Raw genomic sequence first — 15,101 nt, forward strand, 5'->3', positions numbered from 1 at the left:
CATTATGAAATATATTGCTTTGTTATTTTTATTATGTTGGAATGCGACGGCGTGGGCGGAAGAAAACCCCGTGTCATTGGCGTCCCATAGTGAAGATCAGGCGACGGAGATGGCCGTTGAGCAAGCCGATAACAATGCGGAACCTTTTCAAGACGGCAAGGATTATTTTTCTTATAGTACGCCAGTGAATGTTCAGTTAGAAAAAGATCGTGTGAGAATTCAATCTTTTTTTGCTTATGATTGTCGAACTTGTGTGAATGTGCAAGATATTCTTACCCTCTATAAAGAGCTGAATGCGGATAAGGTGAATTATGAAGAATATCCGATTGCGACAGATGATGTCCTTTATAGCGCCCAAGTTTTTTATAGTTTACATCAATTAAAACGTGATGATGTGTCCGATCTCTTATTATTTGAAACCACGGACGCAACACGTTATGCCGAGTTGGCGAAATGGGATAATTTGTTAGCTTGGTTACAACAAAATAATATTGATCCTCAGCAATTTGACGAAATTTTTTATGCGAATCCAACCATTAAGTTAGTCAATTCAGCGATTGCTCGTACGGAAAAATATGGCGTATTCACCTATCCTTTTGTTGTGTTGGATGGTAAATATGTTTTAACCATCAGCACACTTTATAATGATGATTACACCTTTGCGGTGCTTGATTATTTGGTGAATAAATTAATGAACAACAAACAAAACGAGAAATAAATGAAGATAGGTATTGTTGGTGCTATGGCACAAGAAGTGGAAATTCTGTTAGGGTTAATGACCGAAAAAACAGAAACCAAGGTCGCAAGTGCGGTGATTTTTGAGGGAAAAATTGCGGGCAAATCCGTGGCGTTAGTCCAATCGGGTATTGGTAAAGTGGCGGCAGCGATTGGTACAACTGCCTTATTGCAAATGGCTAAACCTGACGTGGTGATTAACACAGGATCGGCCGGTGGCGTGGTCACAGGGTTAAACGTCGGGGATATTATTCTTTCCACCGAAACCGCTTATCATGATGCAGATGTGACGGCCTTTGGCTACGTGAAAGGGCAGTTACCCGCTTGTCCACCTCGTTTTATTTCTGATGAAAAATTGACCGCACTTGCAGAACGTATTGCACAACGTATTTCACAACAACAAGGCCATTCAGTACAACGTGGCTTGATTTGTTCGGGCGATAGCTTTATTGCAGGTGGCACAGCGTTAGCGCAAATAAAAGCGGATTTTCCAGCGGTTTGTGCGGTGGAAATGGAGGCGGCGGCTATTGCGCAAGTCTGCCATAGTTTTGCCGTGCCATTTGTGGTGGTGCGTGCCATTTCTGATGCGGGGGACGGCGAGGCCAGTATGTCTTTTGACGAATTTTTACCTTTGGCCGCAAAAATGTCCTCACAAATAGTATTAGGCATGTTGGCAGAGTTATAAATCAAGTAAATCGTCCCCTCTCCCTTTGGGAGAGGGCTAGGGTGAGGGTAAAATTGTGGTTAAATAACGCTTACCCAAACCCTCACCCCAACCCTCTCCCAAAGGGAGAGGGGGGTAAGTAAAAGGAAACAATAACATGAGCAAAAAACATTCATTAGCAACCGCCTTAGTGCATACAGGGCGAACTAAACGATTTACACAAGGCGCAGTCAACCCAGTGATTCAACGGGCGTCCTCTTTGGTGTTTGAGAGCCTAGCCGACAAAAAACAAGCCACGATTAATCGAGCCAAACAAGCCTTATTTTACGGACGTCGTGGCACCCTTACCCATTTTGCATTGCAAGATTTGATGTGTGAAATGGAGGGCGGGGCTGGTTGTTATTTGTATCCTTGTGGTGCGGCAGCCATTACCAACAGTATTTTGGCTTTCGTGAAAACGGGTGATCATATTTTAATGTCTGGTGCGGCTTATGAGCCTACGCAAGATTTTTGTCATCAAATGTTGAAAAAAATAGGGGTGGAAACCACCTTTTATGATCCCATGTGCGGTGCAAAAATTGCCGATTTTATGCGTCCGAATACGACGGTTGTATTCCTTGAAACACCAAGTTCATTAACCATGGAAGTGCCGGATGTACCTGCGATTGTGCAAGCGGTGAGAGCGGTGAATCCGGATGTGGTGATGATGGCGGATAATACGTGGGGCGGTGGTATTTTGTTTAAAGCCCTTGAACATGGCATTGATATTTCCATTCAAGCAGGCACCAAATATTTGGTTGGCCATTCGGATGCCATGATTGGTACGGCGGTATCGAATGTGCGTTGTTGGGACCGGTTGCGTGAACATTCCTATTTAATGGGGCAAATGGTGGATGCTGATACGGCTTATATGACGGCTCGAGGCATTCGTTCGTTAGTCGTCCGTTTTAAACAGCATGAAGAAAGTAGCGTGAAAGTTGCCATGTGGTTGGCGGAGCAACCTGAAGTAAAATCGGTTTATCACCCCGCCTTGCCAAGTTGCCCAGGTCATGAATTTTTTGCTCGTGATTTTGTGGGTTCATCTGGCTTGTTTTCTTTTGAGTTAAAACAAAAATTAACGCCACAGCAACTTTCTGATTTTATGGATCATTTTGAATTATTTAGCATGGCCTATTCATGGGGCGGCTTTGAAAGTTTAATTTTATATAACCAACCAGAAGACATTGCCAAAATTCGCCCCAATATTGACCGCACTTTAAGCGGGACGTTGATTCGTGTGCATATTGGTTTTGAGTCAGTGGATGAGTTGATTTCAGACTTAAAAGCAGGGCTGAAACGATTAAACTTGGGCTAAATATTAATAATTCGTTAACATTTGGCGGTTATTTATACTATCTCACTGTTATTTTTCGATTTTCATCAATTTTAGCGTGATTCCATCGCATTAATCGCTTAGAATAAGACAATTTACTATGAAACCTAATATATCGGGTTAAATAGTGTTCTTTTTTATTATCATCAAAAAGAGGGAAACATCATGTACTCAAAAGACGTTGAAATTACCGCAGCAAGCGGTTTACACACTCGCCCTGCCGCTCAGTTCGTAAAAGAAGCGAAAGGATTTAGTTCAGATATTACGGTGACTTCTGCGGGTAAAAGTGCAAGCGCAAAAAGTTTGTTTAAATTACAAACTTTAGGTTTAACCCAAGGTACAGTGATTACCATTTCTGCGGAAGGTGAAGATGCACAAGCCGCTGTGGATCATTTAGTGGCATTAGTCCCTACTTTAGAATAATTTTAGTTTAGCCATATACATTTTCTTCTCTTCATGGATTTGTTGCATTAAGAGAAGTGGGATGTTGTGGCTTTTATTTTATTACCCTTTCATTTTAGTCAGAAGGTAAATTATGATTTCAGGAATTCCAGCCTCTCCAGGTATTGTTTTCGGTAACGCACTCGTCCTTAAAGAAGAAAAAATTGTGCTTGATATGCACAAAATTACAGATGATAAAATTGATGAAGAAATTGCTCGTTTTTATCAAGGACGCACGGACGCCGTTGAACAACTTAGTTCTATTCGTGATCGTGCATTTAAATCCTTAGGGGAAGATAAAGCCGCCATCTTTGAAGGTCATTTGATGATTTTAGAAGACGAGGAATTGGAAGAAGAAATCATTGATTATTTACGTTCAAATAAAGTCAATGCAGCCGTGGCAGCGAGCAAGATTATCGATCAGCAAGTGACCATGTTGTCTGAAATTGATGATGAATATTTAAAAGAACGTGCCGGTGATATTCGGGATATTGGTAATCGTTTGATTAAAAATATTCTTGGCATGAAAATTGTGGATTTAGGTGATATTAATGAAGAAGTGATTTTGGTTGCTTATGATTTAACGCCATCTGAAACGGCACAGTTAAATTTAGATAAAGTGTTAGGTTTTATTACGGATATTGGTGGTCGTACTTCGCACACGTCCATTATGGCGCGTTCTTTGGAATTACCGGCGATTGTTGGGACAAATAATGTCACTGAATTAGTTAATACAGGTGATTTTTTAGTATTAGATGCGGTGAATAACCAAGTATTAGTTAATCCAACGCAAGCTGAAATCGACTCGTTAAAAGCGGCACAAGAAAAATTAGCCGCCGAAAAAGCCGAACTGGCCAAATTAAAAGATTTACCGGCCATGACATTAGACGGTCATCGTGTGGATGTGGTGGCCAATATTGGGACCATTCGTGATTGTGATGGTGCGGATCGTAATGGGGCAGAGGGTGTTGGTTTATACCGTACTGAGTTCCTATTTATGGATCGTGATCAGTTACCAAGCGAAGAAGAACAATTTATCGCTTATAAAGAAGTGGTTGAAGCCATGAATGGTCGTCTTGTGGTATTGCGTACCATGGACATTGGTGGTGATAAAGAATTACCGTATTTAAATTTACCTAAAGAAATGAATCCATTCTTAGGTTGGCGTGCGATTCGTATTGCGTTAGATCGTCGTGAAATTTTAACCGCACAATTACGTGCCGTGTTACGAGCCTCCGCCTTTGGTAAATTAGCGGTGATGTTCCCAATGATTATTTCGGTGGAAGAAATTCGTGAGCTGAAATCTGTTATTGAAACCTTGAAACAAGCATTACGCAACGAGGGCAAAGCCTTTGATGAAAATATTCAAATTGGTGTGATGGTGGAAACCCCGTCAGCGGCGGTGAATGCCAAATTCTTAGCCAAAGAAGTGGATTTCTTCAGTATTGGTACCAATGACTTAACCCAATATACCTTAGCGGTTGACCGTGGTAATGAAATGATTTCTCACTTATACAATCCATTGGCACCGTCAGTGTTAGGCCTCATCAAACAAGTGATTGACGCCTCTCATGCGGAAGGCAAATGGACTGGCATGTGTGGTGAATTAGCCGGTGATGAACGGGCCACTGTCTTATTGTTAGGTATGGGCTTAGACGAATTCAGTATGAGTGCCATTTCTGTGCCAGCCATTAAGAAAATTATTCGTAACGTCAATTATCAAGATGCCAAAGCATTAGCAGAGCAAGCGTTACAACAACCAACTGCGGTGGAAATTGAGAAATTAGTAGACGATTTCTTAAAAGAAAACGCATTTAATTAGATACAAAGCAAAGATTTTGGGTTAGAATATGCGCAAAATCTTTGTTCATATAGCAAGCAGGAGAGTAAAAAATGGGATTTTTTGATAAATTATTTGGTGCAAAAGAAAGTCACGCTGTTGAAGTGGAAATCTATGCGCCACTTTCAGGTGAAATTGTGAATATTGAAGATGTACCAGATGTCGTTTTCTCTGAGAAAATTGTTGGTGACGGTATTGCAATTCGCCCAAACAGTAACAAAATTGTAGCACCCGTTGATGGTGTGATTGGTAAAATCTTTGAAACCAACCATGCGTTTTCAATGGAATCTAAAGAGGGCGTTGAATTATTCGTTCACTTTGGTATTGATACCGTGGAATTAAAAGGTGAGGGCTTTACCCGTGTGGCTAAAGAGGGCCAAACCGTTAAACGTGGTGACACGGTGATTGAATTTGATCTTGCTTCATTAGAACAAAGAGCAAAATCTGTGTTAACCCCAGTGGTGATTTCTAATATGGACGAAATCAGCCATATTAGTAAAAAAGTGGGTGATGTGGTTGCCGGTGAATCGGTGGTTTTAGTATTGAAAAAATAATACGATATTATTTATTTAAAGGCTCGCCATTGGCGAGCTTTTCTATTTTTAACGCCGTAAAAATCAATGTATAGCGATAGATTGAATGTAAAATAAGCGATTGTGTTGTAAAAATGTAACGTAGATCACAAATTTGTAACTTTCTTCTGTTTTTATTTTGAGATTCTTATAGAATACCCGACCTATTTGCCGTGTTTTTTTAGAGAGGTTTCTATGGCGTTATTTTTAAGTATTTTTCCTATTGCGTTGCTCATTTATTTAATGGTTAAACGCAATCCTGTTCCGTCCTATATTGCATTGCCAATGATTGCAATATTAGTTTATTTAATTAAAGTTTTTTATTTTGACGCTGACTTAGTGTTGGTTAACGCCAATGTAGTATCGGGCTATCTTTCCACCTTAGTGCCGATTACGGTGATTTTTGGTGCGATCTTATTCCACAGAACATTGGAAGATTCTGGTGCCATTAATACCTTGCGTAAATGGTTAGCCACCATCAATCCAAATCCAGTGGCACAATTAATGATTATTGCATGGGCATTTGCTTTTATGCTTGAGGGCGCCAGTGGTTGGGGCACACCGCCTGCTATTGCAGCACCGATCTTAATTGGTTTAGGGTTTAAACCGTTCCGTGTGGCTTGTTTAGCGTTAGCCATGAACTCCATTCCTGTGTCTTTTGGTGCGGTAGGTACGCCAACGTGGTTTGGCCTTTCGCCACTCAATTTGCCCGCTGAACAAATTCTTGAAATCGGTGGCATGACAGCGTTAATCCATGCCGTAGCCGCTTTAGTGATCCCTGTGATTGCGTTATTATTTGTAGTAGAGTGGAAAGACGTTAAACGTAACATTATTTTCGTTTACATCAGTATTCTTTCTTGTGTGGTTCCCTATGTATTACTCGCACAATTTAACTATGAATTTCCATCATTGGTGGGTGGGGCAATCGGTTTATTAATTTCTATTGCCGTGGCTAATTTTGGTATTGGTTTAGTGAAAACGGAGGCTTCTGAGTATGCAGCAGCCGTGACGAAAGGTGAAGTATTTAAAGCATTATCGCCAACCTTATTGCTTATTACGTTGTTAATTTTAACTCGTTTACCGCAATTACCTTTTAACGCCATGATTCAAGATAAAACACCATGGATCAATGCGTCATGGGGCTATTTAGGTGATTTTGCGATTACCAAAGGTTTAGTGTTTTCATTAAGTAATATTTTTGAAACCGGTGTATCGGATAACTACCGTTTACTTTATGTACCGGCGTTAATTCCGTTTGGTGTGGTATCATTACTGACTTTCTTCATTTATCGTTTAAGTGTAAAATCCGTACACCAAATTGCCATGCGTAGCATTAAACAAGGTATCCGACCATTCTGGGCCATGTTTGGTGCTTTGGTGATGGTGAAATTAATGACCATGGGTGGTGACAGTTCAATGGTGAAAATTATCGGTACAGGTTTTGCCAATGTTGCCGGTGAATCTTGGACCTATTTCTCCGCTTACTTAGGGGCTATTGGTGCATTCTTCTCTGGTTCAAATACTGTATCTAACTTGACCTTTGGTGGCGTCCAAATTTCCACTGCAGAATTAGCCGGCTTAAATGTTTCGCTTATTTTGGCTTTGCAATCTGTGGGCGGTGCCATGGGGAATATGATCTGCGTAAATAACATTATTGCGGTAAGCACCATTGTGAATTTACCAAACCAAGAGGGTGAGATCTTGAAGAAAACCGCGATCCCAATGTTTATTTATGGCATCATTGCGGCACTGGCAGCGACCTTTATTGTGCCAATGTTCTATTCGATTTAACAAAATAATAATTTATCAGAGAGGTATAAAATATGATTATTTCATCAGCCAATGACTACCGTGAAGCGGCCAGACGCAAAGTTCCGCCATTTATGTTCCATTATGCGGACGGCGGTTCTTATGCAGAACGTACCTTAGAACGCAATGTGACGGATTTAGCCGATATTGCGTTAAGACAACGTGTATTAAAAGATATGTCACAATTAGACACGGAAATTGAGCTATTTGGCGAAAAATTATCGATGCCTGTGGCATTAGCGCCTGTCGGTGCATTAGGTATGAATGCCCGTCGTGGAGAAGTGCAAGCGGCACAAGCGGCGGATAATAAAGGCATTCCATTTACGCTATCTACCGTGTCGATTTGCCCGATTGAAGAAGTGGCGCCGGCCATTAAACGCCCAATGTGGTTCCAACTTTATGTGTTGAAAGATCGTGGCTTTATGAAAAATGCCTTGGAACGTGCGAAAGCCGCCGGTTGTTCTACCTTGGTATTTACTGTGGATATGCCAACCCCAGGCGCTCGTTATCGTGATATGCACTCAGGCATGAGTGGCCCATATAAAGAAATTCGCCGTGTATTACAAGGTATCACTCATCCATTTTGGGCATGGGACGTAGGGATCAATGGTAAACCTCATACCTTAGGCAATGTATCCACTTATATGGGTAAACCAATCAATTTAGATGATTACATCGGTTGGTTAACTCAAAACTTTGACCCGTCAATTTCTTGGAAAGATTTAGAGTGGATCCGTGAGTTCTGGGATGGCCCAATGGTGATCAAAGGCATTTTGGATCCCGAAGATGCGAAAGATGCGGTGCGTTTTGGTGCTGATGGTATTGTGGTATCAAACCACGGTGGTCGCCAACTTGATGGCGTGCTTTCTTCAGCCCGAGCCTTGCCACCGATTGCGGATGCGGTGAAAGGGGATATTAAAATCCTTGCTGATTCGGGCATTCGTAATGGATTAGACGTCGTACGTATGATCGCATTAGGGGCAGATGCCACCATGCTTGGTCGTTCATTTGTCTATGCCCTTGGTGCGGCGGGCCGTGCAGGGGTGGAAAATATGTTGGATATTTTCAAAAAAGAAATGCGTGTCGCCATGACCTTAACCAGTAATCAACGGATTAGCGACATTACGTCTCGTGCGCTTGTGGATTACGAAAAGTTATTGACTGACGCCACAAAATAACCCTGAAAAAATCACCGCACTTTCTGCGGTGATTTTTCTTTTAGGGGCGATTCAACGGGAGGAACGGTTAAAGTGCGGTCAAAATTTTACTTATTTCGTGATATTTCAAAAAAATAATGTTAAAATTTAGTGAAATATCGCTATGCTTGATTAAAAAAATCTAATAAAATTTAAAAAATTTTTTAAATGGATGAGAAAAGCGCATTCACTAATCAAGAGAGTAGCAATTTAGTTATCCACCCGTCGTTTGGCAACAGGCTAAACATAATTTTATTAACATCAAAATAAGGAAAAGACTATGTCAGAAATCGTGAAGAATGACGTAGATCCAATCGAAACTCAAGATTGGCTATTGGCGATTGATTCAATTATTCGTGAAGAAGGCACAGAACGAGCTCAGTTTATTGTTGAGCAAATCATGCAACATGCTCGTAGCCAAGCCGTTCCTCTCCCAGCCGGTGCAACCACCGCTTATGTAAATACCATTCCTGCCTCAGAACAACCTCCTTACCCAGGTAACAAAGATATTGAACGTCGTGTTCGTTCTGCAGTGCGTTGGAATGCGATTGCCATGGTATTACGTAGTCAGAAAAAAGATTTGGATTTAGGTGGCCATATTTCTACCTATCAATCTGCGGCCTCTATGTATGAAGTGTGCTATAACCATTTCTTTAAAGCGGCGACGGAAAAAGACGGCGGCGATTTAATTTTCTCTCAAGGCCATGCGGCACCCGGTATTTATGCTCGTGCTTTCGTTGAGGGACGTTTAACCGAAGAACAACTCGATAATTTCCGTCAAGAAGCCTTTGTGGATGGATTATCTTCTTATCCACACCCGAAATTAATGCCTGAATTCTGGCAATTCTCTACCGTATCTATGGGATTAGGCCCAGTGAATGCGATTTATAGCGCCCGTTTCTTAAAATATTTACATAACCGTAATTTAAAAGATACCTCTAACCAAAAAGTCTATGCGTTCTTAGGCGACGGTGAAATGGACGAAATCGAATCTAAAGGGGCGATTACGGTTGCCGCACGTGAAAAATTAGATAACTTAATTTTTGTGATTAGCTGTAATTTACAACGTTTAGATGGCCCAGTACATGGTAACGGTAAAATCGTTCAAGAATTAGAGGGCTTATTCAGCGGTGCAGGTTGGGAAGTCATTAAAGTATTATGGGGCAGCAGTTGGGATAAATTATTTGCCAAAGATACCTCTGGTAAATTAGCGCAATTAATGATGGAAGTGGTGGATGGCGACTACTTAACATTCAAGTCCAAAAATGGTGCTTATGTGCGTGAACACTTCTTCGGTCGTTATCCAGAAACTGCGGCATTAGTGGCTGACTGGACTGATGATGAAATTTGGGCATTACGCCGTGGTGGTCATGACAGTGAAAAAATGTATGCAGCCTTTGCTAAAGCGCAAAAAGCCGACAAACCGGTGGTGATTTTATCACACATGGTAAAAGGTTATAAAATCCCAGAGGCGGAAAGTAAAAACACCGCTCACCAATCGAAAAAAATGTCATTGGATAGCTTAAAAGGTTTCCGTGATCATTTCCATTTGCCATTAACTGATGAGCAAGTTGAAAAATTAGAATACATCAAATTTGCAGAGGGTTCAGAAGAATATGAATATCTGCACAACCACCGTAAAGCCTTAAATGGTTATGTGCCGGCACGTCGTAAAGCATTTGATGTGGAATATAAAGTACCTGCCTTGTCAGAATTCCAAGCCTTGTTAGAGGAACAGCCACGTGGTATTTCTACCACGATGGCATTCAGCCGTGTGTTAAACACCTTATTAAAAGACAAAAATATCGGTAAAACTATCGTGCCGATTATTGCGGACGAAGCTCGTACTTTTGGTATGGAGGGATTATTCCGTCAAATCGGTATTTACAGCCCCGCAGGTCAAAACTATGTTCCATCTGACCGTGAATTAGTGGCTTACTATCGTGAGGCAACAGATGGTCAAGTATTGCAAGAGGGTATCAACGAATTAGGGGCCACCGCCTCTTGGGTCGCCGCAGCAACCTCTTACTCTGTCAATAACTTACCAATGATTCCATTCTTCGTGTATTACTCCATGTTTGGTTTCCAACGTGTGGGCGATATGATGTGGTTAGCCGGTGACCAATTAGCTCGTGGTTTCATGATCGGCGGTACATCAGGCCGTACAACCTTAAACGGTGAGGGCTTACAACATGAAGATGGCCACAGCCATATTCAAGCGGGCGTGATTCCAAACTGTATCACTTACGATCCAGCCTTTGCCTTTGAAGTGGCCGTGATTATCCAAGACGGTATCAACCGTATGTACGGTGAAAAACAAGAAAACGTGTTCTATTACATCACCACCTTAAACGAAGTGACTGAACAACCTGCTATGCCAGCCGGTGCAGAGGAAGGTATTCGTAAAGGTTTGTATAAATTTGAAACCGTACAAGGTAAAGGCAAAGGCCACGTTCAATTATTAAGTTCTGGTGCCATTATGCGTCATGTGCGTACAGCGGCTCAAATCTTAGCCAATGACTACGGTGTGACAGCAGATGTATTCAGTGCGCCATCATTCAATGAATTAGGCCGTGAGGGAGCAGACGCAGTACGTTGGAACTTATTACACCCAACCGAAACACAACGTGTACCTTATGTGGCACAAGTCTTAGCGGATTTACCAACGGTCGCATCCACTGACTATATGAAACTTTATGCGGAACAAATCCGTGCTTATGTACCAAGCAAACACTATCATGTGTTAGGGACAGATGGTTTTGGTCGTTCAGATGGTCGTGAAAACTTACGTGAACACTTTGAAGTGAATGAGTATTATGTGGTTGTGGCTGCATTATCTCAATTAGCGAAAGAAGGCACCATTGAGGCGAAAGTGGTTGAACAAGCCATTGAAAAATACGGTTTAAAAACGGAACGTGTTAATCCGTTATACGCTTAATAAAATCATTGCATAACGTGGGAGAGATTTTCTCTCCACGTTATCATAATTTATGAGAATGGTTTTAAAGTGCGGTGAAAAAACAGCTATTTTTGTCTGTTAACCGCAAGCACAGAGAAGGAAGATAAAAATGTCAAAACAAATTCAAGTGCCAGATATTGGTAGTGATGAAGTCACCGTAACGGAAGTGATGGTGAATGTGGGCGATACCATTGCGGTGGATCAATCCATTATTAATGTTGAGGGGGATAAAGCCTCAATGGAAGTTCCTGCCCCTGAGGCCGGTGTCGTAAAAGCGGTTTTAGTGAAAGTGGGCGACAAAGTGTCAACAGGCACGCCAATGCTCGAATTAGAGGCGGCCGGTGCAGCACCTGCTGCTGAAGCACCAAAAGCCGAAACCGCACCTGCGGCAGCGCCAACTGCCTCCGCAGTGGTTGAAGTGAATGTGCCAGATATTGGATCTGACGAAGTTAACGTGACCGAAATCATGGTTAAAGTGGGTGATAAAGTCGAGGTGGATCAATCTATCATTAACGTTGAGGGTGACAAGGCCTCTATGGAAGTGCCAGCCCCAATCGCAGGCGTGGTGAAAGAAATCTTAATCAATGTTGGTGATAAAGTGGCCACCGGTAAATTGATTATGAAATTTGAAACTGGCTCTTCCCCTGCAGCGGCTGCACCTGTTGCACAAGCGCCTGCGGCGGCTCCTACACAATCTGCCGTGAAAGAGGTTAATGTCCCAGATATCGGTTCTGATGAAGTTAACGTGACTGAAATTATGGTCAACGTCGGCGACAGTATCAGCGAAGAACAATCTTTAATTACCGTTGAGGGCGATAAAGCCTCAATGGAAGTGCCTGCACCGTTTGCCGGTGTGGTGAAAGAAATTTTAGTGAAATCAGGCGATAAAGTATCGACAGGTTCATTAATTATGAAATTTGAAGTGGCGGGTGCCGCACCTGCACCCGTTGCACAAGCTGCAGCGCCAGCACCAAGTGCGCCACAATCTGCGCCAGCCGCCCCTGCACAATCTCTTGCGCCTGTCAATCAAGATAGCGTGACAGCAAGTAGCACCTTTGCGCATGCAACACCAGTGGTTCGTCGTTTAGCCCGTGAATTTGGCGTGAACCTTGATAAAGTGAAAGGTACAGGTCGTAAAGGTCGTATCTTAAAAGAGGACGTTCAAGCCTACGTGAAAGCAGCGATTGCAGCGCTTGAAAGTGGTGCGTCAGCAAATTCAGGTGCCGCCAATGGTGCCGGTTTAGGCTTGTTACCATGGCCAAAAGTTGACTTCAGCAAATTTGGTGAAGTGGAAGAAGTTGAGTTAACACGTATCAACAAGATTTCTGGTGCGAACTTACACCGTAACTGGGTGATGATTCCACATGTGACGCACTTTGATCGTGCGGATATTACGGATTTAGAAGATTTCCGTAAAGAGCAAAACAAATTAGCGGAAAAACAAAAACTCGACGTGAAAATCACTCCAGTGGTATTTATCATGAAAGCCGCTGCCAAAGCCTTGGAGGCATTCCCTCGCTTTAACAGCTCCATTTCTGAAGATGGCCAACGCTTAACCTTGAAAAAATATGTCAATATCGGCGTGGCCGTGGACACACCAAACGGTTTAGTGGTGCCAGTGTTCAAAGATGTGAACAAAAAAGGCATTATCGAGCTTTCCCGTGAATTGATGGAAGTGTCCAAAAAAGCCCGTGCAGGTAAATTAACTGCCTCTGATATGCAAGGTGGCTGTTTCACCATTTCCAGTATCGGTGGCTTGGGTACCACTCACTTTGCACCGATTGTCAATGCACCTGAAGTCGCTATTTTAGGGGTATCTAAATCTGAAATGGCACCAGTGTGGAACGGTAAAGAATTTGCTCCACGCTTGATGTTACCTTTATCCTTATCTTTCGATCACCGTGTGATTGATGGTGCCGATGGAGCAAGATTTATTAGCTTTATTGGTGGTGTATTAGCAGACTTACGCCGTTTGGCAATGTAATTAACGGTATACAAAAGTGCGGTATTTTTTCACCGCACTTTTATACAAGGAGAACACATGAGTAAAGAAATTAAAACACAAGTCGTCGTATTAGGTGCGGGTCCTGCGGGTTATTCAGCGGCTTTCCGTTGTGCGGACTTAGGTTTAGAAACCGTGCTTGTTGAACGTTATTCCACTTTAGGTGGGGTTTGTTTGAACGTGGGTTGTATTCCATCTAAAGCCTTATTACACGTTGCCAAAGTGATCGAAGATGCGAAACATGTTGAACATCATGGGGTTTCTTTTGGCGAACCGACCATTGATTTAGACCAAGTCCGTGCCGGTAAAGACGGTGTGGTTAGCCGCTTAACGGGTGGTTTAGCGGGCATGGCCAAAATGCGTAAAGTGAACGTTGTTGAGGGTTGGGCAAGATTTGTCGATAGCCACACTTTAGAGGCGAAAGACCGTGAGGGTAACCCAACCACAATCAAATTTGATAATGCGATTATTGCCGTGGGTTCACGCCCAATTCAATTACCGTTTATTCCACATGAAGATCCACGTGTTTGGGATTCCACAGATGCCCTTGCATTACGTGAAGTGCCAAAACGTTTGCTTGTCATGGGTGGTGGTATTATCGGTTTAGAAATGGGGACCGTGTACAGTTCGTTAGGTTCACAAATTGATGTGGTGGAAATGTTTGATCAAGTGATCCCTGCCGCAGATAAAGACATTGTGAAAATCTACACCAAACGCATTGAGAAAAAATTCAACCTGTTACTTGAAACCAAAGTGACGGCCGTGGAAGCCAAAGCAGATGGTATTCACGTTTCCATGGAGGGCAAAGGCGCCAACGAAACTCGTGTGTATGATGCGGTGTTAGTGGCGATTGGTCGTACGCCAAACGGTAAATTAATTGAGGCCGAAAAAGCAGGTATTGAAGTAGATGAACGTGGTTTCATTCGCACCGACAAACAAATGCGTACTAACGTGCCACATATTTATGCGATTGGCGATGTAGTGGGTCAACCAATGTTAGCGCACAAAGGCGTTCACGAGGGACATGTGGCCGCCGAAGTGATTGCGGGCAAAAAACATTACTTCGATCCGAAAGTGATCCCATCTATTGCTTATACTGAGCCAGAAGTGGCTTGGGTCGGTAAAACCGAAAAAGAATGTAAAGCAGAAAATCTAAACTACGAAGTGGCCAACTTCCCATGGGCGGCGTCTGGTCGTGCGATTGCCTCTGACTGTGCAGATGGTATGACCAAGTTGATTTTCGATAAAGACAGCCACCGTATTTTAGGGGGCGCCATTGTGGGCACCAACGCCGGTGAATTGTTAGGTGAAATAGGTTTAGCCATTGAAATGGGTTGTGATGCGGAAGACATTGCGTTAACCATTCATGCTCACCCAACTTTACATGAATCTGTTGGTTTAGCGGCGGAAGTCTTTGAGGGATCTATTACTGACTTACCAAATGCAAAAGCCAAGAAAAAATAATGTCTTGCGCTAAAAAATAAGAAAATAGGCACCGCACTTTTTTAAAG

General features: G+C 42.5%; 11 protein-coding genes. All 11 read left to right on the forward strand.

The window, feature by feature from the left end; translation table 11 throughout:
• Positions 1-4 precede the first annotated feature (4 nt).
• The 11 genes from ACTG7L_RS01825 (at position 5) to lpdA (ending at position 15,054) form a co-directional block, all read left to right on the forward strand.
• The gene (locus ACTG7L_RS01825; RefSeq protein WP_439287259.1) at positions 5-718 is read left to right on the forward strand and encodes a thiol:disulfide interchange protein DsbA/DsbL; all 714 of its coding nucleotides are present in this window, start codon (positions 5-7) and stop codon (positions 716-718) included.
• Positions 719-1,420, forward strand: a complete 702-nt coding sequence (locus ACTG7L_RS01830; RefSeq protein WP_439287260.1) for a 5'-methylthioadenosine/adenosylhomocysteine nucleosidase — start codon at positions 719-721, stop codon at positions 1,418-1,420. It abuts the gene before it with no gap.
• Between the two features lie 136 nt (positions 1,421-1,556).
• Positions 1,557-2,753 (forward strand): cystathionine beta-lyase, encoded by a 1,197-nt coding sequence (gene metC / locus ACTG7L_RS01835; RefSeq protein WP_439287261.1) that lies wholly within the window; start codon positions 1,557-1,559, stop codon positions 2,751-2,753.
• Between the two features lie 183 nt (positions 2,754-2,936).
• Positions 2,937-3,194: a phosphocarrier protein Hpr gene (ptsH, locus tag ACTG7L_RS01840; protein ID WP_439256715.1), complete on the forward strand. Its 258-nt coding sequence runs from the start codon at positions 2,937-2,939 to the stop codon at positions 3,192-3,194.
• 112 nt (positions 3,195-3,306) lie between these two features.
• The gene (gene ptsI / locus ACTG7L_RS01845; protein WP_439242032.1) at positions 3,307-5,034 is read left to right on the forward strand and encodes a phosphoenolpyruvate-protein phosphotransferase PtsI; all 1,728 of its coding nucleotides are present in this window, start codon (positions 3,307-3,309) and stop codon (positions 5,032-5,034) included.
• Between the two features lie 71 nt (positions 5,035-5,105).
• A complete protein-coding gene (gene crr, locus ACTG7L_RS01850; RefSeq protein WP_439242030.1) occupies positions 5,106-5,606 on the forward strand; it encodes a PTS glucose transporter subunit IIA in 501 nt (166 codons plus the stop codon).
• A 213-nt stretch (positions 5,607-5,819) separates the two neighbouring features.
• On the forward strand, positions 5,820-7,415 hold the full coding sequence (locus tag ACTG7L_RS01855) for an L-lactate permease (RefSeq protein ID WP_439242028.1): 1,596 nt from the start codon (positions 5,820-5,822) through the stop codon (positions 7,413-7,415).
• A gap of 32 nt (positions 7,416-7,447) precedes the next feature.
• Positions 7,448-8,611 (forward strand): FMN-dependent L-lactate dehydrogenase LldD, encoded by a 1,164-nt coding sequence (gene lldD, locus ACTG7L_RS01860; protein ID WP_439287262.1) that lies wholly within the window; start codon positions 7,448-7,450, stop codon positions 8,609-8,611.
• Between the two features lie 298 nt (positions 8,612-8,909).
• Positions 8,910-11,567: a pyruvate dehydrogenase (acetyl-transferring), homodimeric type gene (gene aceE / locus ACTG7L_RS01865; RefSeq protein ID WP_439242024.1), complete on the forward strand. Its 2,658-nt coding sequence runs from the start codon at positions 8,910-8,912 to the stop codon at positions 11,565-11,567.
• A 130-nt stretch (positions 11,568-11,697) separates the two neighbouring features.
• Positions 11,698-13,572, forward strand: coding sequence for a pyruvate dehydrogenase complex dihydrolipoyllysine-residue acetyltransferase (gene aceF / locus ACTG7L_RS01870; protein ID WP_439287263.1), 1,875 nt, complete (start codon positions 11,698-11,700; stop codon positions 13,570-13,572).
• Positions 13,573-13,629: 57 nt separating this feature from the next.
• The gene (lpdA, locus tag ACTG7L_RS01875; RefSeq protein WP_439242020.1) at positions 13,630-15,054 is read left to right on the forward strand and encodes a dihydrolipoyl dehydrogenase; all 1,425 of its coding nucleotides are present in this window, start codon (positions 13,630-13,632) and stop codon (positions 15,052-15,054) included.
• The last annotated feature ends 47 nt before the right edge of the window (positions 15,055-15,101 follow it).

The sequence above is a fragment of the Lonepinella sp. BR2357 genome (genome assembly GCF_051851525.1).
Taxonomy (GTDB): domain Bacteria; phylum Pseudomonadota; class Gammaproteobacteria; order Enterobacterales; family Pasteurellaceae; genus Lonepinella.